17 protein-coding genes, 2 tRNA genes and 1 pseudogene are annotated in these 21,279 nt (G+C 40.1%); 12 read left to right on the forward strand and 8 right to left on the reverse strand.

Features of this window, described 5'->3' with window-relative positions:
* Window positions 1-435: 435 nt before the first annotated feature.
* The 3 genes from U9M98_00005 to uvrA all read left to right on the forward strand — a co-directional run bounded on the left by U9M98_00005 (window position 436) and on the right by uvrA (window position 6,969).
* Window positions 436-804 (forward strand): hypothetical protein, encoded by a 369-nt coding sequence (locus U9M98_00005; protein MEA2020101.1) that lies wholly within the window; start codon window positions 436-438, stop codon window positions 802-804.
* 787 nt (window positions 805-1,591) lie between these two features.
* Window positions 1,592-3,853: an excinuclease ABC subunit UvrB gene (locus U9M98_00010; protein ID MEA2020102.1), complete on the forward strand. Its 2,262-nt coding sequence runs from the start codon at window positions 1,592-1,594 to the stop codon at window positions 3,851-3,853.
* A 167-nt stretch (window positions 3,854-4,020) separates the two neighbouring features.
* On the forward strand, window positions 4,021-6,969 hold the full coding sequence (gene uvrA / locus U9M98_00015; GenBank protein ID MEA2020103.1) for an excinuclease ABC subunit UvrA: 2,949 nt from the start codon (window positions 4,021-4,023) through the stop codon (window positions 6,967-6,969).
* 53 nt (window positions 6,970-7,022) lie between these two features.
* Here uvrA and U9M98_00020 read toward each other — a convergent pair whose 3' ends face one another.
* Window positions 7,023-7,301 (reverse strand): hypothetical protein, encoded by a 279-nt coding sequence (locus U9M98_00020; protein MEA2020104.1) that lies wholly within the window; start codon window positions 7,299-7,301, stop codon window positions 7,023-7,025.
* A gap of 394 nt (window positions 7,302-7,695) precedes the next feature.
* Here U9M98_00020 and U9M98_00025 point away from each other — a divergent pair, with 394 nt between their 5' ends.
* Window positions 7,696-9,027, forward strand: coding sequence for an excinuclease ABC subunit UvrC (locus U9M98_00025; GenBank protein ID MEA2020105.1), 1,332 nt, complete (start codon window positions 7,696-7,698; stop codon window positions 9,025-9,027).
* Between the two features lie 55 nt (window positions 9,028-9,082).
* On the opposite strand, the gene U9M98_00030 is transcribed toward U9M98_00025, so the two are convergent.
* A complete protein-coding gene (locus U9M98_00030; GenBank protein MEA2020106.1) occupies window positions 9,083-9,574 on the reverse strand; it encodes an FHA domain-containing protein in 492 nt (163 codons plus the stop codon).
* Between the two features lie 132 nt (window positions 9,575-9,706).
* Here U9M98_00030 and U9M98_00035 point away from each other — a divergent pair, with 132 nt between their 5' ends.
* The 5 genes from U9M98_00035 to U9M98_00055 all read left to right on the forward strand — a co-directional run bounded on the left by U9M98_00035 (window position 9,707) and on the right by U9M98_00055 (window position 15,823).
* On the forward strand, window positions 9,707-11,206 hold the full coding sequence (locus tag U9M98_00035) for a metallopeptidase TldD-related protein (GenBank protein ID MEA2020107.1): 1,500 nt from the start codon (window positions 9,707-9,709) through the stop codon (window positions 11,204-11,206).
* A gap of 13 nt (window positions 11,207-11,219) precedes the next feature.
* Complete coding sequence (locus U9M98_00040; protein ID MEA2020108.1) at window positions 11,220-12,539, forward strand: metallopeptidase TldD-related protein; 1,320 nt, start codon at window positions 11,220-11,222, stop codon at window positions 12,537-12,539.
* A gap of 129 nt (window positions 12,540-12,668) precedes the next feature.
* Window positions 12,669-14,039 carry a replication-associated recombination protein A gene (locus tag U9M98_00045; GenBank protein ID MEA2020109.1) on the forward strand — a complete coding sequence of 457 codons (1,371 nt, stop codon included), beginning with the start codon at window positions 12,669-12,671 and terminating at the stop codon, window positions 14,037-14,039.
* 62 nt (window positions 14,040-14,101) lie between these two features.
* A complete protein-coding gene (locus U9M98_00050; protein ID MEA2020110.1) occupies window positions 14,102-14,701 on the forward strand; it encodes a hypothetical protein in 600 nt (199 codons plus the stop codon).
* 51 nt (window positions 14,702-14,752) lie between these two features.
* Window positions 14,753-15,823, forward strand: coding sequence for a DUF763 domain-containing protein (locus U9M98_00055; protein MEA2020111.1), 1,071 nt, complete (start codon window positions 14,753-14,755; stop codon window positions 15,821-15,823).
* 149 nt (window positions 15,824-15,972) lie between these two features.
* Here U9M98_00055 and U9M98_00060 read toward each other — a convergent pair whose 3' ends face one another.
* A complete protein-coding gene (locus U9M98_00060; GenBank protein MEA2020112.1) occupies window positions 15,973-16,320 on the reverse strand; it encodes a hypothetical protein in 348 nt (115 codons plus the stop codon).
* A gap of 44 nt (window positions 16,321-16,364) precedes the next feature.
* Here U9M98_00060 and thiI point away from each other — a divergent pair, with 44 nt between their 5' ends.
* Window positions 16,365-17,546, forward strand: a complete 1,182-nt coding sequence (gene thiI, locus U9M98_00065; GenBank protein ID MEA2020113.1) for a tRNA uracil 4-sulfurtransferase ThiI — start codon at window positions 16,365-16,367, stop codon at window positions 17,544-17,546.
* Window positions 17,547-17,707: 161 nt separating this feature from the next.
* Here the strand turns inward: thiI and U9M98_00070 are convergent.
* The 3 genes and pseudogenes from U9M98_00070 to U9M98_00080 all read right to left on the reverse strand — a co-directional run bounded on the left by U9M98_00070 (window position 17,708) and on the right by U9M98_00080 (window position 18,163).
* Window positions 17,708-17,785: pseudogene (locus U9M98_00070) on the reverse strand.
* A gap of 137 nt (window positions 17,786-17,922) precedes the next feature.
* A tRNA-Ser gene (locus U9M98_00075) sits at window positions 17,923-18,011 on the reverse strand.
* 80 nt (window positions 18,012-18,091) lie between these two features.
* Window positions 18,092-18,163: transfer RNA gene (locus U9M98_00080), tRNA-OTHER, on the reverse strand.
* A 166-nt stretch (window positions 18,164-18,329) separates the two neighbouring features.
* Here U9M98_00080 and U9M98_00085 point away from each other — a divergent pair.
* A complete protein-coding gene (locus tag U9M98_00085; GenBank protein MEA2020114.1) occupies window positions 18,330-19,586 on the forward strand; it encodes an aminotransferase class V-fold PLP-dependent enzyme in 1,257 nt (418 codons plus the stop codon).
* A gap of 15 nt (window positions 19,587-19,601) precedes the next feature.
* Window positions 19,602-19,997 (forward strand): iron-sulfur cluster assembly scaffold protein, encoded by a 396-nt coding sequence (locus U9M98_00090; protein MEA2020115.1) that lies wholly within the window; start codon window positions 19,602-19,604, stop codon window positions 19,995-19,997.
* A 206-nt stretch (window positions 19,998-20,203) separates the two neighbouring features.
* On the opposite strand, the gene ruvA is transcribed toward U9M98_00090, so the two are convergent.
* On the reverse strand, window positions 20,204-20,770 hold the full coding sequence (gene ruvA / locus U9M98_00095; protein ID MEA2020116.1) for a Holliday junction branch migration protein RuvA: 567 nt from the start codon (window positions 20,768-20,770) through the stop codon (window positions 20,204-20,206).
* Between the two features lie 14 nt (window positions 20,771-20,784).
* A complete protein-coding gene (gene ruvC / locus U9M98_00100; protein MEA2020117.1) occupies window positions 20,785-21,273 on the reverse strand; it encodes a crossover junction endodeoxyribonuclease RuvC in 489 nt (162 codons plus the stop codon).
* Between the last annotated feature and the right edge of the window lie 6 nt (window positions 21,274-21,279).

Genomic DNA, 21,279 nt, shown 5'->3' on the forward strand with positions numbered 1-21,279 from the left:
TGTGCTTAGTTTAGCGTAAATAACCCATAACTTTGATTTCGGTGTCTTATAATGTTAAAATATTTGTATAATTGCCTATAAAGGCAAACACAATTCCGTTGGGTTAAACGGCGTAGGGAACTCCCGCCCAAGGGAAAACCTGTCCCGACTGGTCGGGAGAGGTTGAGGAATTGGGCAGTGATAAACCCGCGCTGGCTGTTTAACAAACAGCATTTCCCAGCGGCTACGCACTTTTACACATCAAGGAGGTATCTATGCAGTCAAAGTAACACCGCTTGCTGATTTCCCAGCAGGCATTCTCCTCCACAATAATGTGGAGTGTAATTCCCTTTGAGTTGGAAAAAAGGAGACAGGAAATGGAACTGCGAGCCTGTATCTCAGTTTACATTGGTCGTGTAAGCTTGGAGCTTTTCAAGTCCTATCGACCGTAATACAATGCAGGAACTTTCGCAGGTTGCAAGGAAAATTAGCAATTTCCTTGCATGTCCTGTAGAAATCCCACCAAAAGCGCTGGGGTCATGGCGACCTATTTCTGAGCTAGAATACAACTCTCTTGCTGCGTTTGACTCTTTGGCCCTTGGTATGACAGTAGCGCGGCTCACTGCTGGGTTTCCCGAGTCGGTAATGCATGCGTGGCTTGTCAAGGCAGCAGCAAAGGCAAGCGGCGACACTGTTACACACTGGCATGATGAGCGGCAAGCCAAGATTCGAAACACAACTAGGGAAGGTACTTTCCAAAAGGCTTTGGTACTTTCCTACGATCGTGCGAAGAGCCTCGTAATCATCGAGATTCAGAAGCACTAGTTCCCCCGCATCAGCGGGGTGTATTCCACCCGGAAGGGTGAGTAGGCGCGCAAGCGCCATTCCCCTCGCAAGAGGGAGGAGGGTATAATTCAGAATGTGCACAAGCACTAGCGCTCGCAACTCCGCAGACGCAAGGAAGATGGTTGGTGGGAGCACAGTTGAACGCAAGATTGATGGCCCGATACCCGAGGCCGTCATTCTTCCTGCTGAAAAACCCGGCCAAAAAGTTCTGGTCGTGTGTGATGATGGGCGGAACCGCTGGTTCTGGCCGAATCAGCTTCCGGAAGTCTTGCGCGCTGCAGCATTCAAAGCCTCATAATATACACAACATCAACAGCAAGGAGGGATATACTCTCATGCCACTTTGAATTAACTCTAACCCCTCTAAGGTTTCGGTAAATAGGCTAAAGCCCTGTCAAATAAAAGAGCAGGGGAGAGGGGGCGCAACACTAATGCGCAAAACCGAAACACTCGTCCACGCTTGGCGTGGAGGTTGGAGCAAGAGTCTGGTCAACTCTTGTTGAGGCTGGTTTTAACCAGGGGAAAAGCGGGCGTTACGCCCAGCTTGCTTTTCTAACCAACAACCAAACTGCGGAAGCGGACTCACTGCACAGGTTCCCTGTGTACAGTCCCTCCGCGGTTTTTTCTTTGTCTTCTACTCAAACTTAAATTAGTACAAAAGTATAGAACCCTAGTTAAGCTGATGATATAATTATTGGTCGACCCATTCGACAAGCTCAGGGTCGGCTTCAAGCAAGTTTATCCGACAAAACTACAAATAACCAAAATGTCAACACAGAAATTTAAGCTACACTCAACATATCAGCCAACAGGAGATCAACCCCAAGCCATTGAAAAATTAAGTGCTGGGGTGGAGGAGGGGATGGAGCATCAAGTACTTTTAGGGCTAACTGGTAGTGGTAAAACTTTTACCATGGCCAATGTAATTGAGGAAGTGCAAAAGCCAACTTTAATTATTTCCCATAATAAAACGCTCGCAGCTCAACTTTATCAGGAGTTCCGGGAGTTTTTTCCAGAAAATTCAGTAAACTATTTTGTTTCTTATTACGACTATTACCAACCGGAGGCTTACGTGCCGCAAAGAGATCTTTATATCGAAAAAGAAGCAGAAATTAACGAAGAAATTGAAAAATTACGCCACTCCGTAACCCAGGCACTAATGTCTCGTAAAGACGTTATTGTAGTGGCTTCTGTCTCTTGTATTTATGGTTTAGGTAGACCACAAGACTATGCCGAGGGAAATTTCAAATTCCAAATTTCAAATACCAAAAGGGAGAAAGCATTGCGGGGACTGATTAGATTACTTTACAAGAGAAACGACTGGGATTTTAAGCGTGGTTGTTTTCGAGTGCGCGGGGATACAATTGAGGTCTACCCACCCTACGGAGAGCGTGTCCTACGACTAGGTTTTCTGGGACAAAAGCTTTCGGAAATAAAGTGGCTTGAACCCCAAACAAGCAGAACTTTAGAAAGCTTGGAAGAGATAACTTTATATCCGGCAGAACACTTTATTACGCCAGAAAAAAGACTGAAAAAATCCATTGAACTTATCCAGAGTGAGCTTGAACAACAAGTTAAAAAGCTAAAAGATGAAGGAAAAGACCTCGAAGCTCAAAGGCTCAAGCAAAGAACAAACTATGATCTCGAACTTATGGAAGAACTTGGGTTTTGTCCGGGTATTGAAAATTACTCCCGTTACCTTTCGGGAAGGGAAGAGGGCGAGGCGCCCTATACGTTGTTGGATTATTTTACAAGAAATACGATGGCTCTGGGCAAGGATATGTGGTCCGCCGATTCCGACCTGGCGCATTCCCCAGCCCCTAGGGCTGCGGTCAAAGAAGCCCCAGGGGCTTCTCCTGCGCCAGGGACTTGGTTGTGTATCATTGACGAGTCTCACATGACAATTCCACAAATTAGAGGGATGTATAATGGCGACCGGGCTAGAAAAGAAACACTAGTCGAGCACGGATTCCGCCTACCATCAGCATTAGACAATAGACCGTTAAAATTCAATGAATTTCAAGAAAAAGTTCAGCAAACTATTTACACTTCGGCAACACCGTCTCAGTGGGAAATTAGGCAGGCTCAAGAGGCTGCCAATAATCAATCCCCAGCTCCTGGGGCTGCAGCCAAAGAAGCCCCAGGGGCTTCTCCTGCGACACATAATAAAACCCACAGCGGTGTAGTGGAACAGTTAATTCGACCTACCGGTCTTTTGGACCCGGAAATAGAAGTAAGGTCCACAAAAAATCAAATTGAGGACTTGGTTAGAGAAATAATTAAATGCAAGAAAAAAGGAGAAAGAGTTTTGGTTACTACTCTTACTAAAAGAATGGCTGAGGACCTCGCGGATTATTTGAATGACCCGGATAGAGTACAAGAACTTCTTGTGGAGGAGCCGCATTCCCCAGCCCCTGGAGCTGCGGCCAAAGAAGCCCCAGGGGCTTCTCCTGCGGCTCCCATAAAAACCCATTACCTTCACAGCGAGGTAGAAACTTTAGAAAGAAGTGATATTTTGGTAGATTTACGGAGGGGTAAGTACGACGTGGTGGTTGGAATAAACTTATTACGGGAGGGTCTCGACCTGCCTGAAGTCTCCCTAGTGGCGATTTTAGATGCAGATAAGGAAGGCTTTCTAAGAAGTGATACATCACTTATTCAAACGATGGGCAGGGCTGCTCGTCACGAAAAAGGCAAAGCAATTCTATATGCAGACAAAATAACCGGTTCTATGAACAGGGCAATTGAAGAAATTGAAAGACGACGCAATGTTCAAAAAGAATACAACGAGAAGCACAATATAACTCCCGAAACAATCCAAAAACCAATTCGCGACAGAGTAATTGCCCGTCTCAAAGACGGAGAGGGTGATGCAGAATCTGATGCATGGAGGGAAATGCCACCCCATGAATTAGAAGGCAAAATCTGGGAGTGGGAAAAAGAAATGCGCGAAGCTGCAGACGAATTAAATTTTGAAAAAGCAGCAGAACTTCGTGATAAAATTCGTGAGGCGCAAAGGAATCTATAACGGAAAATTGAAAATAATTTTATAGTAATAAGTTTTTTCTTTATACAACCGTTAAGTGTAGTTAAGCATAGTTAAGTGTCGTAAAGTGTTGTTTTAAGAAATTGACAATACTTATCTATACTTTACTACCCTTTACAATATTTAACGACTGAAAAATAAGTCAAGTTATGAAAGAAATCAAGGTGCGGGGTGCCCGCAAACACAATCTTAAAAATATCGATGTAGATATTCCTAAGAATCAGCTGGTAGTTTTTACCGGTGTTTCTGGGAGTGGTAAATCCAGTCTAGCTTTGGACACTATTTATGCAGAAGGGCAACGGCGCTATGTGGAATCCTTATCTTCGTATGCTCGACAGTTCCTTGGTGTTCAAGCTAATCCAGAAGTTGAATCTATCCAAGGATTGTCTCCTTCTATTGCGATCAGCCAAAAGAAACCTTTTCACAATCCTAGATCCACGGTAGGAACTATTACTGAAATTTATGATTTTCTTAGACTTCTCTATTCTCGAATTGGACATCCGCATTGCCCGCAATGCGGCAAAGAGGTTATGCGTCAGAGTGTAGATGAGATTGTAGATGCTGTGTACCAAGAGCTTGTCCAAAATGAAACTAATAATTCAAAAAAAGGAATGCGAGTCTTGGTTCTTGCTCCTTTAGTAAAAGACCGGAAAGGGGAATATTCTAGCCTTTTTGAAAATCTCAAAAAGCAAGGTTTTTCTCGCGCGCGTGTGGATGGCGAAGTGCGCAATCTGGATGAAGACTTTGTTCTTATTAAAACTAATCGACACAGTATCGAAGCAGTTGTAGACCGCCTAGTGTTAGAAAACTTGTCCCGTTCTTCTGGAAAGGATAGGGCTTCTTCACAGGCATCTCGCTTGACAGATGCCATTTCTCAAGCGCTTAATTTAGCCGGGGGTGAGGTAATTGTTTTTAAGGTATTGGATAAGACTTTTGACTTCCCGGAAAAACCAAAAGAAATGGAAGACCATCTTTTTTCTGAACTATTTGCTTGTCCTAACTGCAATATAAATCTCCAAGAACTTGAACCACGAAGCTTTTCCTTTAATTCTCCCCACGGAGCTTGTCCAGAATGTGAGGGATTGGGAACCAAACTTAAAGTAGATAAAAAACAAATTCTTAACCCGCGTTTGAGTATTGATGAGGGCGGTATATTACCTTTATCCCAACTGACAATTAAAAACACGTGGTACCAGAAACATCTTGCTTCTGTAGGAAGAGAGCATGGATTCAATCTTGATCAACCACTAGGTACTCTAACCTCAAAACAAAAAGAGGTACTAATTGAGGGTACAGGGAATCAAGAGTATTTGGTAAGAGGTCGGAATCGCAAAGGAGAAAAAACCAGTTTCACAGAAACCTTTCCCGGTCTAATTAAAAAGATTGAAGAAAGACACGAAGAAACCAATTCTTCCCGAATAAGGAATCACTTAGAAAAATATATGTTCCAAGAGACATGCCCCAGATGCAATGGTACTAGGCTAAAAAAAGAATCTCGTTCTGTAACTATTGGGGGTAAGAACATTGCAGAACTCACTGCAGATAGTATTAAAAATAGCTTAAATTGGATAGAAAACCTCAGCAAGAATATAAGCGAAAGGGAAAAGACAATTTCTAAACCCATTACCAGAGAAATCCTTTCTCGTCTCAAGTTTTTAAATTCGGTGGGATTATCTTACCTTACATTAGACCGCGCAGCTTCAACTCTTTCTGGCGGAGAAGCCCAAAGAATACGGCTTGCATCCCAAATTGGCTCAGGGCTTTCTGGAGTTGTTTATGTTTTAGATGAGCCATCTGTAGGACTACATAATAGAGATATGAAAAAGTTAGTCTCAACTCTTAAAGGTTTACGGGACTTGGATAATACAGTTGTTGTTGTGGAACATGATCCACTTACTATAAGAAAGGCTGATTACGTAATTGATTTTGGACCGGGTGGGGGTAAATGGGGCGGAAAAGTAGTTGCCAAGGGTTCCCCGAAGGATATAGAAAGCAGCAAAAATTCTATTACCGGTGATTACCTAACGGGTAAAAAGAAAGTTACGGCGCCAAAATTACAAATGTCAAATTCCAAATTACAAAAGCAGAAAGATAACCCAAAAGACAAAAAGTTGACTGTTGTTGGGGCAAGGGAGCACAATCTCAAAAATATTGATGTTGAAATTCCTTTAGGTAAATTTGTTTGTGTTACTGGTGTTTCTGGCAGCGGTAAGTCTACCCTTGTTCAAGAAACATTGCATCGTTCCCTTAGACGGGAGCTTAACCTAAAAATAGAACAACCACCCGGAGAACATGACGGACTTTTAGGTACAGAATTAATTGATAAAGTCTATGAAATTGATCAATCGCCGATTGGTCAATCACCGCGCTCTAACCCCGCAACTTATACAAAAGCTTTTGATTACATAAGGAAAGCTTTTGCAAGGACGAAAGAGGCTAGGTTGCGTGGTTTTGACAAAGGATATTTTTCTTTCAATACAAAAGGTGGCCGCTGTGAGACATGCGAAGGACAAGGAGAAGAAAAGATTGAAATGCAATTCTTACCTGATGTATATGTAACTTGTGAAGTTTGTAACGGAGCAAGATATAGTCGGGAGGTTTTGGAAATTAAGTACCGAGGGAAAACAATAAAAGATATTTTAGAAATGACTGTGGGAGAAGCTTTGATTTTCTTTGACCGTATTGACCCCCTAGTTAGACGGTTAAAAACCTTAAGCGATGTGGGTTTGGATTACATTCAGCTTGGGCAACCAGCTCCAACTCTCTCGGGAGGAGAAGCACAAAGAGTAAAAATTGCCAAAGAATTATCTAAAAAACCAAGAGGCCACACTTTCTATATTTTAGACGAACCTACCATTGGACTACATCCCGATGACTTAAATAAATTGCTGGTTGTTTTGCACCGTTTAGTAGCTAGGGGAAATACTGTTCTAGTTATTGAACACAACTTAGATCTTATTAAAAATTCAGACTGGATTATTGATCTTGGTCCAGAAGGAGGTGAGGGTGGCGGCGAAGTAATATTTGCAGGTACTTCCGAAAAAATTCTCGACCACAAAACCTCTTATACCGCTCGAGCTCTAAGAAATTATAAATAGGGAAAGGTCCCAAGTGTACCTTTCCCTACAATGTTATCGAACTCACATCGGACCTAAGGTAATTCTAGGTCAGGCGTGGTGAACAGCTCTGTGTTTTCTTTCCTAGCACGTGCCGAAAGGATAAGTAAAGACCGAATTAACAGCCCAATAATTCTCTCGGGAGCCATCATCCGGTACTCCAGTTCCTCTTTCAAACAATCAAAGCACTCCGAATCTGTTAACGAAAGTACAATATCTGCTTCCGCTTCTGTCGCTTGAAGATTAACTTCTTGAGTCTCAAGCGTAACTACACCAAGAAACCAACCATCTATATCCTTAAAACCCACTTTCATTTCTGTACCTCCTCATCTTTTTGCTCACAAGGCTAATTAACCTTAAATACCGTGGTTTCAACACCAACCTAAAAAATAACAATCACACTATAACACTCCAATCCTCCCCTGACAAACCAAACGAAAATATTTAACTACGATCGCGCTACATAAGATAAGTAGGTTGGCGTATATAAGACGCAACACGCAGTACGTAACATATTACCTAATATATATTACATACAACAATACGATAGGTAACATACAATATACAGTGCACTGTATATTGTATATTGTATATTGTATATTGTATATCGTACACTGTATACTAGAATTTAAAGATATAAAGATCTGATAAACGCTGTAGGGAGGATGTTTTTGTGAGAGATGATAAAATAGGTACGTGGAAAATGAATTGCAAGAAAAAATCAAGAGCCTTCCAAAAACTCCTGGAGTCTATCTTTTTCGAGATAAAACTGGAAAGGCTCTTTATGTGGGCAAGGCTGTTGATCTAAGAAATAGAGTTCAATCCTATTTCCAAGAAAGTGCAAAATTAGGTTCCAAAACCCAACTCATGGTTAGTCAAATTGGAAAAATTGAGCACTTTGAAACCGAGTCAGAGTTTACAGCCTTACTTCTAGAAGCAGACTTAATAAAACATTTAAAGCCTAAATACAATCAACGCTTCAAAGACGATAAATCTTATCCCTTAATTGAAATAACAAAAGAAAAATACCCTCGGGTTCGAATTACAAGAAAGAAAAGGGAAAACGCTGAGTATTTTGGACCGTATCCCCATGGAAATATTCGTAAAGTGCTAAAACTTCTCCGAAAACCTTTTCCATTTCGGGACTGTAGCAATAGAAAATTCACGCGTTATAAAAAAAGAGGTAGGGGTTGCCTTTTTGCAGATATGGATCTTTGCTCTGCTCCCTGTGCAGAAGAGATGATCACAGAAGAAGAATACAGAAATTCACTGACGAGCTTAAAAAATTTCTTAAGAGGGAAAGGGAACAGTGTTATTAGAAATTTGGAAAAGGAAATGAAAAAGCTTTCCAGAGAAAAAAATTTCAAAGAGGCTGCAAAAGTTCGGGATCAGTTAGATAATTTAAGGTATATCCGCTGTGGTTTCCGCACTGCAACCACAGAAGAATTAGATATAAATTTAACAGAAGACAGGCAAAGAAACGAAATGAAAAGCCTAAAATCAGCCTTAGGCATGGAAAACTTACCCCAAAGAATTGAGGCTTACGATATTTCTAACATTCAAGGTAAACAAGCAACAGGCTCCATGGTTGTTTTTGAAAATGCTCGTCCCAAAAAAAGTCATTACCGCAAATTTAAAATCCGTTCAAGAGAAGAACCCGATGATGTGGGCATGATGCAAGAAGTGCTAGAAAGACGGTTTTCACGGATCAATAACAGAAAAAAGGCAAAAGATAAATCTTTTCAATCTGTACCTGATTTAATTTTGATTGATGGAGGAAAAGGTCAACTAAACGCAGCTTTAGAAGTTTTAGAACATAAAGAATTAAATATACCTGCTGCATCAATAGCTAAAAAAGAAGAAGAAGTCTACTTTAGTGGGGATTTATCTTTTGATAACAAGTGTGGATCTTTTATTATTGAGGGTCCTATTACTTTGTCCAGAAACTCTCCCGCTCTTAAATTGCTCCAGAGAGTTCGAGACGAGTCTCATCGGTTTGCACTTGCTTATCATCGTAAACTTCGTTCCAAAAACCTATAAAAACAAGCGGCCCCTGCCACATTTGAAATGTAAACAGGGGCCTGTACAAGGCTAATCAATACATGATTACAATGAGCATAATTAACGTGGCGATAACCGCCAGCGTTAATATATAAAGCCCATACCCGCCATTATTCACAAACGCTGTCAACCTATCATTCCTTGTTTCAGGATAGATCCAAATATTATCTTCTCGTGCCTCCACATTTGGGTTGCCAAGGGAAAAACACCGTTCTTCCCTCACGCGAAGTCTTCCGTTAACAATTTCTGGTACTGAACCGGCAACATAGGTACCCAGGGTACTAAAGTCCACAAGAACCCACCCCCTCAAACTAGTGTTTGCTAACCAACAGTGGATACGACTAACGTGTCCCTGTTCCCACGGAATACATACATCACAGTTTGGTTGCCGGCCTACCCAACTAGATTGGTACAAACGCGCACTTCGAATTTCTCCAGTGCTGTCGAAATACTTCACGAGAATTGTCACGTCCCGGAGAAGAATACTGAAACCCAATCTAATTAGATTCCACAAACGCTTTAACATGTTCTTAACCTCCCTGAAACTGTAATGTCTTGCCTAAACGTATAAGTATTATACTAGGTACCCTATAAATTATCAACTCGTGAGTCCGCATTACATGCTAACTCGTAGGCTCTATGTTAAACTAAACTTACCTTGCTAAAAGTACAAAAAAAGAAAAACTTGGTTAATTCTCTAAACTCTATTGCTAAAAATAACAATGTTTACCTAATTACCCGCTGGCAAGAGAAAAGAGTAAAACGAGTAACAGCTGTCGATGATACTATTGAAAATGTGTCAACTGGAAGATCATCTGGGGTCGGCTTTCATCTTTTTAATCAAGCGGGGCGTTCTGTTCTTACAGCCACAGATAATACTGAGGATGAAAAGAAATTAATAGAAACCTTATCGCAAGGAATAAAATCTCTAAAAAAACTTGGGAAAAAGGCAACTCCAAACAAGGAGATTTTTCTTTTAGAACCAAAACAAGACACCATTAATCTTACAAAAGGATTTGACTTTAACTTCCTAACTGTTTCCCAAATTGAAAAAAAACTCTTGGACCTTAATAAGAAAACAAAAGAGTTGGGCAAAAATCCTGGAGTAGGGGAGAGCTTAAGAATTACCACCAGTTTTAATATTGCCCAAGAAGGTTGGAAAATAACTCGTTCTGATGGAACAAATGTAGAGTGGGAAATTCCACGTGCCTACTTAGGTATGCATATTACCTACCAAGAAGGAAAGAAAAAAGTTAATGACTCCGTTATCAAATCTAGCCCCGGGTGGGGCGTTTTAACAGAACCCAAGTTAGAAAATAATCTACTAGAAGAAGCTTATTTTGTTATAAACATGCTTAAGAAGTCAGCAAAACATCCTGAATATGAGTCTGGAAATTATAACTTACTAATTGATGCCGCTTTAGGCGGTCTTTTAGCACACGAGGCTTTTGGTCACTGCGCAGAGTCGGATACTATTTACGAAGACGGCTCTGTACTTTCTAAAAGAGGAAAGCTGGAAAAAGGAAAAAAAGTGGCAAACCCTACCCTCTCTATAGTCGATGAAACAAAGGAAAAAACCTGGAGCTTCCAACCTTACAGCGCTTTTGGAGTGCCTCGCGGAAAAATAGACATTATAAAAAACGGTTGTGTAAAAGAATCGCTCGGAGATGTATTTACTGGAAAGGATATTGGAGACAAGATACGAGGAGCAGCAAGAGTTGAATCATATTCAAGCACGCCTCTTCCCAGAATGAGTCGAACTTTTATCTCTGTCAAAAATCCCAAATCATCTCCTGGCTATTTAGCAGATCCAAAACAAATACAAAAAATGCTAAAGGACAACGGTCTACTCGAAGAAAAAATCCTTGTTCTAAGGGGATCTCGCGGTGGGGGACAAGTAGATACCCAAGCGGGAACATTTATGTTTGGGTTCTCTTACCTGTATGAAATAACACCAACATCTATAAATATCTTTCGTGGCTCCTCTTTCAGTGGTAAAACCTTAGAAGCCTTAAAGTCAATTACGGAAGGTTTTGGTCCAATAAAAACAGATTTCCCAGGAATGTGCGGAAGAGGACAACGTGTAACCAGTTTAATTGGTTCCAACGAATTCATTTATTTAGAAAAGTCACCGTATGTAACTTTAGGAGGAACATAAAAGTTAGCTAAAAATGAAAGACTTTACGGAAAGATTTCTAAAGAAGATTGAAAACAAAAAAAGGACTGGAAGATTGAAGCAGTTTCGAGTCTCATTTAAACAGAGAAAAATTATCAGCGCAGGTGCTACACAAAAAGAATTTATGGGAAAATACAAACCAGTCAATTTTAAATCTAATCTTTCGGGATCCTACCTATTTCAATGGAAAGATGGAAAGTTAAGCAAAGGTAATATTCACCGTCAAGCACTTGCCAACTTTGACCAATTTCTGGCTAATGCCAGACAAACAGCTTTTGAAGACCCATTTAGCGACAATTTTCCAAACAAAAAGAAACACCCCAAAGTAAAAGTCAGTTCCCAACAGATAGTTGATTTAGGCAAAAATTCCACACCCTACATTACAAAATGGCTAAAGAAACTCCGAGAATGGCAAGATGTTAGTAATCCCCACGGTACTCAATATATGTCGGCAGGTTTGGGCATTTCCGACTATAGATTAGTAAGCTCAGCTGGTTTTGATCTTTCATCGCAAGCTACATCCTGCCGCATATCATCTTATTACGATGGAAAGGCATTTTTCAGTCACAGATCCCATAATTTATTAGCTATAGGAAAAGTCCAAGAGAAAAAAGAACGGACCGAAAAAATACTAAAGATCTTAAAAGTGTCAGGGCAGGAAAGACCACACAATGGTAAATGGCAAGTTATTTTCCACCCATCTATTTTCCGCAATCTTTTTTTTAGTTTTTTAGTTTCAAATCTTACTGGAAGCAGAATAATAAATGGTCAATCAAAATTTGGACTAAAGGACTTTCAAAATCATGAAAAAATTTTGCGCAATGACATTTCTGTTATCTGCAACCCAACAAAAGACGGGGCTCTCGACTCCTACAACTTTACAGGAGAAGGTGTACTTAGCAAAAAGACAATATTCATTAAGAATGGAAAATTGCTAACTCCCATTCTTTCTGTCAAATATGCGCGAAAAGCAGGATTGGAACCTACAGCACAAATCCATCCCCCTATGGACACTACCAAAATTACAACCAGCAATAACCTGAACTTTGATAAATTTCTACAAAAACAAGAACAAGCTCTGTTGGTTTATAAAGCACTTGGCAGACATACTCAAGACAGCATAACTGGAAGCTACTCATTACCCTGTCCTTATGTAATTTTAATCCGTAATGGTAAAATGATAGGTAATGTTCCTTGTATAATTACAAGCAACTTCTTCAATGACATAAACAAATCTGCAACTGCGATATTGGACCATCCTACTGAATACTCACCAGCACTGGCTACCACCGCTAATGTTGTCTTTACAACCTAAAAACAGATAAACACCATAAAAACAAGGATATCTAGAGGCAGCCTCTAGATAAACCTGTAATAAAAGGAAATAAAGCTGATGTGTTTCTGGATATGTATATACTGGGCAGTGTGATAAACTTACCTTAAGATGAAAAGTCCTCTGGCGGACAGAGTTCGCCCCCAAAATTTAAAAAATTTTGTGGGACAAGTGCATCTTGTAGGTGAGGGTAAAGTCATTCGTAAAGCACTTGAACACGACAAGATTTTTTCAATGGTTTTTTGGGGACCTCCCGGCTGCGGTAAAACCACTTTAGCTAGAATCATTGCCAATGAAACAGAATCTCATTTTGTGTCCCTTCCTGCTGTAACCTCAGGAGTAGCTGATATTCGTAGGGTAGTAAAAGAGGCTAAAGAAAGAGAACTGGCTTATAAACAAGACACAATTCTTTTTATTGACGAAATCCATCGTTTTAACAAAAATCAACAAGATGCTCTTCTTCCATATGTAGAGGACGGTACTGTAATTTTTATCGGTGCAACTACTGAAAACCCCTCCTTCGAGGTCATTGGACCACTTCTTTCCCGTTCACAAGTTTTTACTCTAAACCGCCTTGAACCAGAGGAACTGAAGCAAATTGCACAGAGGGCTTTAAAGGATAAAGAGAGGGGTTTGGGGAAATATAATATTGAATTTGAAGAAGGTGCTTTGGATTTTCTTATCGCCTCTGCAAATGGCGACAGTCGTACAGTGCTCAACACTTTAGAAATTGCAGCCAACCTTCAAAGCGAAAATAATACCCCACCGCATTCCCAAGCCCCAGGGGCTTATGCGGACCTGCCTGCCGGCAAGGCAGGTCTAGCCCCTGGGGCTTTTTCTGCGGCAGGAACACTAAAAATAACGAAAAACCTCCTCGAAAACATTCTCCAACGCTCCTCCTTAAAATACGACAAGGGTGGGGAAGAGCACTACAACACAATTTCAGCTTTTATAAAATCAATGCGCGGTTCCGACCCTGACGCAGCCTTGTACTATATGGCAAGAATGCTTGAAGGTGGAGAAGATCCTCTTTTCATTGCTCGGAGAATGGTTATTTTTGCTTCCGAAGACATTGGTAATGCAGATCCACATGCCTTACCACTGGCAACTGCTTGTTTTGAAGCATGTGAAAAAGTAGGTCTTCCTGAATGTCGCATTAATATGGCACAAACTGTAACTTATCTTGCAACAGCATCTAAATCTAATGCCTCTTACAATGCATTACTGAAAGCTGAAAAAGATGTAAAAGAAACGTTAAATGAGCCAATACCTCTGCACCTTAGAAATCCAGTAACGGATTTAATGAAAGAAAAAGGTTATGGAAAAGATTACAAATACCCGCATAATTTCGAAGACCATCATGTAAGAGGAGAAGACTATCTTCCCAAAAAATTGGAGGGGAAGAAGTACTATTATCCGACAAACCAAGGCAAAGAAAAAAACATAAGTAAAAGGCTGAAAGAACTCGAAGATAAGGAATAGAAAATCTGTTGAAAATAAAGTTGAATTATTACGCATAGTTTGTCATACTAAATCCAGAAATCATGGAAAACTACGGTTTCATTTTTAAAGTGCTTACTCTCTTAGTTATTGCTCTGGCTGGAGGAATTTACATTCAAAGAACAGTTGGTCTACAATCACCGCGAAGATTTAGAGAATTGGGAGAAGGAAACCAAAGTAAAGAATCACAAATAAACTGGAATGCTTACCCAAACCAAGAAGATATTTCCTTTTATACTTTCGAAGGAGAATTAACAGTAAGAGGTTATCTAGAAACAGAGCACAGAGCTTGTGCTTTCCAAAATATTGAAGAGTGTAGTGTAGATTATGCATTTTTTGTTACTACCAAAACTAATCACCCCGCTTTCTTTGACTGGCTTGAAGAAATGAAGGGCAATGCTTTTGTAAAAGAAAATGCAATAGGCTTAGGGTGCTACCAGAAAGACCAAGAGCGTATTTACTCTGTAAATTCAAGTGATGAGGGAGATATAGAAAATATAATTCAAGGGCAAGAGTTAAATAAATTGCTAGATAGCAGCAGTAACAATCAAGTAATATTAAGAATGGACAGGTTAAAACTTTTTGGCGGAACAGAAGCTCCTACCTGCTACAGCCACTTTCGAAACTTTGAAGTGCTCCAGTAATTCCCCTACCTTCTCAAGTATGTTTCTCATTAAGTTATAATATTAATAATTATGCGCACAGGAACTGCAAATTTACCGCTGCACGGAGGTAGAGCACCTCGTTGGCTGTTCAAAAAAATGGTTGAGTTGGGAAGAGAAATCTCAATTGCTGTAATAGATGAATACGGTCCAGAAGAATATTTGCAAAGATTGGCCGATCCTTACTGGTTTCAAGCCTTGGGATGTGTTTTGGGCTATGATTGGCACTCTTCTGGATTAACCACTGTAACAGGTGGCGCTTTAAAGGTAGCTTTAAAAGACTTGGAAAATGACACTGGAATTTTTGTCTGTGGTGGTAAGGGAGCAACATCTAGAAAAACACCGGATGAGATTACCTCCTTTTCTGAAAAATTCCAAATTAAAAAATCCAAATATCAGAATTTAATATATTCTTCAAAAATGAGTGCTAAGGTTGACAATACAGCACTGCAAGACGGCTATCAACTGTACCACCATAACTTCTTTTTTGATCTAAAAGGAAACTGGACAGTTGTCCAACAGGGAATGAACCAGACTAACGGAATGGCTAGACGTTACCATTGGTCTGGGCAAAACTTGGAAGAATTCACAGTGGAACCTCATACCGCTATTTGTTGCAATCAAAGGGACGAGGCTCTTAATCTTACCGACAAGAAAAGTATTGAAAATAAAAATTTCTCTGTGGAGCTTACTACAAATGCAAAAACCACCTGGAAAAACTTAAAGGAGGTTGAGGAACTAAACTTACCCCGCCACCATTGGGTTAATTCAAAAGAAAAATACACAACCAAGTATTTAGAGCACATACTCGGAGAACTAGAAGAAAAAAAACCGCGAAACTTTGAAGAAATGCTTGCTACACAAGGTGTGGGACCCAAAACAATTCGCGCGCTAAGCCTAGTTGGAGAATTAATCTATGGTAAAAAACCTTCTTATGAAGACCCAGCTCGCTACTCTTTTGCCCACGGTGGGAAAGATGGAATTCCTTTTCCAGTCGAAAAGAAAATTTACGACCAGTCTATTGAAATCTTAAGAAAAGGGATAAACAAAGCAAAAATTGAGCGAAGTGAAAAGAAACAAGCATTTAGAAGGTTGGGAATTTAAGCTTGGAGAAAGTGCACTTTCCTTTCTAAACAGGTGACGAAAACTCTAATGTACAATTATCTCACGCCAAGTAGGAAAAGTTTGTAAAAAGTAAAAAAAAAAAGGGCTGTTGCCCAAAACAACAGCCCATGTTGATCATTTAACTAAATTCAACAAGACAGTATAAAGTTGCCGATCTCATCTCTCTCCATTGTAAGTTCTCCGTCCGCTGCCCTTCTCCCCAATAAACAAAGAACTGCCTGTCGAACATCAATTGTCGCTCTCGAGAGCAAAGCGTTAAGTGATTGTTCTCCTCCTCCGTTTAAAGCTAACTCGCCGTAACTTTCCAAGAGTTGCAAGAAATGATCCGTTCTCTCCCTGCCAAAGTTCTCATCCAAACACTCAGCAAAAGTTGTAAAATCTTCCTGAAATGCTTGAAGTAGAATTTGCAGCCCTTGCTGGGAGGGAACATTCAGAGTTACCCAAGACTCCATAACCACCTCCTCTTGTATCGACAAACAAGCTGACAACTAGTAACCAAGTACGCTATTATAACACAAATATGAAAGGTTATTTAATACATTATGGTGAAATAGGAATAAAAGGCGAGAATCGCCCTTTTTTTGAAAATAAATTGGTTAAAAATATTACTAAAGTGACTGGCAATCTTGGGTTAAAACAGAAGCCAATAAAGAAACTTTACGGTAGATATTTTCTTGAAACATCAAAGCAGGCTTCTTCAAAACTAGAAGCAAAAATTGAAACTCGGTTAGCGCGTACCTTCGGAATAGCAAACTTTTCACCCGCTTTACTAGTAGATCGAGACATAGATAAATTAAAAGAAGTTGTGTGGGAAGAAGTAAAAAAACGCCAACCGTTCAAAACTTTCCGCATACGCGCCTCAAGAGTAGATAAAAGTTATCACCTGACATCTAGAGAGATAGAATTCAAAGTAGGTGGGTACGCTAAAGAAAAATCAGGTGCAGAAGTTGATTTGGAAACTGGTGATGTTACTTGTTATATTGAAATCCTCTCTAAAAAAGCTTTAATTTACTTTGAAAAATTAAATGGTCCTGGGGGACTACCTGTAACAACTGCTGGAAAAGTTGTAACACTTCTTTCTGGGGGAATTGATTCACCTGTAGCCGCATGGCAAATTGCAAAAAGAGGTGCAAAAAACGTATTTGTACACTTTCACAGTTATCCACAAACAAACAAAGCTTCCCAAGAAGTTGTACAGGCCTTAGCAAAAGAATTAACCAAATGGCAACTAAATAGCCATCTGTACATGGTTCCTCTATTAGATATTCAAAAGGAAATTGTTGCCCAGTGCCCAAAAAAATTAAGAGTCTTGCTTTATCGAAGAATGATGATTCGCTTAGCAGAGTTTATTACCAAAAATGAAAGTGCAAAAGCATTGGTAACTGGAGAAAGTCTTGGTCAGGTCGCTTCACAAACCTTAGAAAACATTCACGCGGTAAACTCCGTCGCTACATTACCTATACTTCGACCTTTGATTGGAATGGATAAGCAAGACATAGTAAATAAAGCAAAGGAAATTAAAACTTACGAAATCTCAATCCGTCCTTATCAAGACTGCTGTTCCCTCTTTGTTCCCGACTACCCTGAAACACGCGCAAAGACTACAGAACTAGAAAAAGCAGAAAGTATTCTAAACACAAAGAGCTTAATAAAGAAGGCATTAGAAAATACAAAAAAAGAAACTTTCAATTACCCTAACTAACCTTTGCAAAACCTATACCTAAAGCAATATTAAGTCCTAAGTTCTTAATATTCAGTTGTAAATCATATTTTGAAAGTAATTTGGAGAGAAAAGAAAAAGGAGCTGGGTCCTCTCAACACGTACGAATCAAAAATGTGTTGAGACTATCAGCTCCCTAGAAAAGCGCCTGGAGAGATTTGAACTCTCGACCTTCCTGAATATCACCTCAGGAATGCTCTATCCAACTGAGCTACAGGCGCGGAGGTAGTGCTTGGCGAGGCTAGCAGGCGAGGTCAAAGACCCGGGGCAGCCCACAAAGGAGACCGCACAAGCCACCAGCAAAAGCCAAGCACTACTATGGACAGTAACAGGAGGTGACCCTTACTACTGCCCGAGATGGGCACGCCGGGACTCGAACCCGGATTCTTTCCGATTCCATCGGAACGCTCTACCACACCTTCTTCCAAAGACTTGAGCTACATGCCCGTTTTAAAGTGCAATCCACGACTGGTTAGGCGCACCATAGGAGGGAGCCTTTCAGCTCAGACACCCAACCAGCCGTGTAATGGCCCTAAGAGGAGTCGAACCTCTGTCTTCCCGCTGAAACGGGACATCATAGTCCATTAGACCATAGGGCCTGTTGTTAAGGTGAAAAATAATCTACCACAACCTTATAGGATCGTCAAGGCCCTTGTTGGGCTTATAATATCTGCGGAAATCAGCTAATAATCAGCGCAAATCCAATACCTATAATAAATGCGTCACTTGTTGGATCAGCGCAACGTGGTAAAATGCATACACACTATGAAAGTATATTTTGATAATTCTGCAACCACAAAAGTAGACCCTCGAGTAGTAAAAGAAATGGAACCCTACTTTACAGAAATCTACGGAAACCCAAATTCTTTACATTCCTGGGGACAAAAAGCCCGTATCGCTGTAGATAAAGCTAGAGAAAAAGTTGCTAATGCACTAGGTACAGAAAAGGCTTCAGAAATAATTTTTACATCTTGCGCTACCGAAGCAAATAACCTTGCTTTAAAAGGGGTTGTCGAGTACGCAAACCAAACCAACAAGCACTTCAAGAATGGTAAAGCAAAACCTCACCTTATTGTATCTCCAATTGAACATCATTGTGTGTTAGATACAGCAAAATATTTAGATAAAACAGGAAAAGCAGAAATATCCTGGCTAGATGTTGATAAACATGGTTTAGTCAACCCCAAACAAGTCGAAAGCCTAATTAAAAAGGAAACAGTACTTGTTTCTGTTATGTTCGTAAACAACGAAGTAGGTACCACAGAACCAATCAAAGAGATATCTAGTGCAATTAACAAAAAGCAATCAACAATCAACAATAAGATATATTTCCATACCGACGCAGTGCAAGCAATTGAATATTTTAATGTGGATGTGCAAAAGCTAGGAGTGGATATGCTTAGCCTCTCTGCTCACAAATTCCACGGACCAAAGGGAATTGGGGCTCTATATATAAGAGAAGGGACAAAATTAGTTCCGCAAATCCACGGTGGGGGCCAGGAGTACCAACTCCGCGCCGGTACTGAAAATGTTCCTTATATAGCTGGATTAGGCAAAGCTATTGAAATAGCCGAAAAGGAAAGAAAGAAAAACAGGAAAAAAGTCAAAAAACTACGTGAAAAACTGATCTCCGGTGTACTAGAAAAAATACCCAGCGCAAAATTAACTGGACACCCAGAAAAAAGAGCCCCACACATTGCCAGTTTTGTGTTTGAAGGTGCTGAGGGGGAAGTAATGATACTTTTGCTGGACCGAGAAGGTATAGCAAGTACAAGTGGCTCTGCTTGTACTTCGGGAGAATTAGAACCTTCGCACGTTCTTTTAGCAATGGGAGTCCCGCAAGAAGTAGCACACGCTTCGCTACGTCTTTCGCTTGGTAAGTACAACACTGAAAAAGAAGTGGATTATGTTCTAGAAAAACTACCACCAATAATTAATAAATTACAAGAAATGTCACCGGAAAGTTTAAAAAAGGACAAGAAAAGAGATAAAGCAGCAGATGGCTGTTTTCAAATGGTATAATTATAAAAACAAATTATGAGCATAGAAAATTTATATTCTGACAAAGTAATGGATCATTTCTTCAACCCACGAAATATGGGTACTATCGAAAACCCAGACGCTGTTTCTCGGGTAGGTAACCCTGTCTGTGGAGATGTAATGGAAATGTACATAAAAGTAGGGGAGAGAAAAGGAGAAAAATACATCGAAGATATTAAATTTAAAACTCTAGGTTGTGGTGCAGCTATTGCCACATCTTCCATTGCCACTGAAATGGTAAAAGGAAAACCTTTAACCGAAGCGGAAGAGTTAACCAACAAAAGTGTTACTGAAGCTTTGGGAGGGCTACCATCAGCTAAAACACATTGTTCTGTGCTTGCTGCAGATGCGGTAAAAAAAGCTATCGAGAAATACAAAAAGAGTAACTTGTAATTCGTAACTCGTAATTAAAAAAAGAAGAATCCTCGAAAGTAATTTTAAATCTTTAATTTTAAATTAAAAAAACGCCGCTGCCGACAAATTGCAAACTAATCATTTCAAGAGAGGTTATAAATGTCCTCTTACTCAAAATGAAGCTAGCAACTGCCAAACAGCGGCTTCGGAAGGAGTCCGTGAGAGACCGCGGCGGAGGTATCAAGTTACCTACCCAAATTCTTTAACGCTTCTTGAAGTTGCTCTTCTGTTGGCAAACTACTATCTACATCTTTCAGTGCCTCTATTGCCTCGCTCTTCTTGTATCCTAAATTTCTCAAAGCTTCTACTGTTTCTTCCTTTTCCGGCTCTCTACTTAGATCCAACTCCTCTAATTCTCCTAACTTAGATTGAAGTTCCAAAATAATCCGACCTGCTGTTTTTTTCCCAATTCCTGATACAGCAGAAAAAACAGGTTTATCCGCTTTTGCCACAGCGTCTCTTATCTCTTCCGGCAATGCTTGAGAAAGAACTCCCATAGCTGTCTTAGGTCCTACACCAGAAACAGATATAAGGAGTTTAAAAATTTCCATGCCTTCTAAATCAGAAAAACCATAAAGTTCAAAAACATCTTCCCGTACATAAAGGTGTGTAAAAAGTTCAATCTCCTCTCCAACAGAATAGTTGGAAATAATGCTCACAGGAACAACAACGGAATAGCCAACGCCATCTACCAATACAATTATCGTACCTTCAGATTTATGCGAAATAGTCCCATGTAGACTTCCAATCATATTTTTAGTTAAAACTAGAGCTTTAAATCCCCGTTACTTACCGCATAGCAATAAGCGCAAGCTAGCGCGTCTGCCGCATGGTCCGGCTTAGGTATTTTAGGAAGATTTAAAAACCTCTTGACCATCAATTGCACCTGCTCCTTACTTGCCTGTCCATAATCTGTTAGTGCTACCTTAATTTCCGTAGCTGTATACTCTCTAACTTCCAGCTTAGCATCTCCAGCTGCCAAAATAACAGCACCACGAGCTTCACCAACCTTAAGTGCGGATTTGGCATTTACACCCAAAAAAATCTTTTCTACAGCTACAACATCTGGAGAGTGCTTTCTAATTAGACCTGAAATCTCCGTGTAAATCTTATTCAAACGTTCTGCAGTTGAGCTTCTTGCCTTAGTTGTAACACTACCAAAATCAATAACTTCCCAGTCCTCGTTTGGAACTGAATTTTGAATAATTCCCCAACCAGTATTTGCTAAACCAGGGTCAATCCCTAATACTCTCATATCTGT

The sequence above is a fragment of the Patescibacteria group bacterium genome (assembly GCA_034659915.1).
Lineage (GTDB): Bacteria > Patescibacteriota > WWE3 > JAUXAW01 > JAYEID01 > JAYEID01.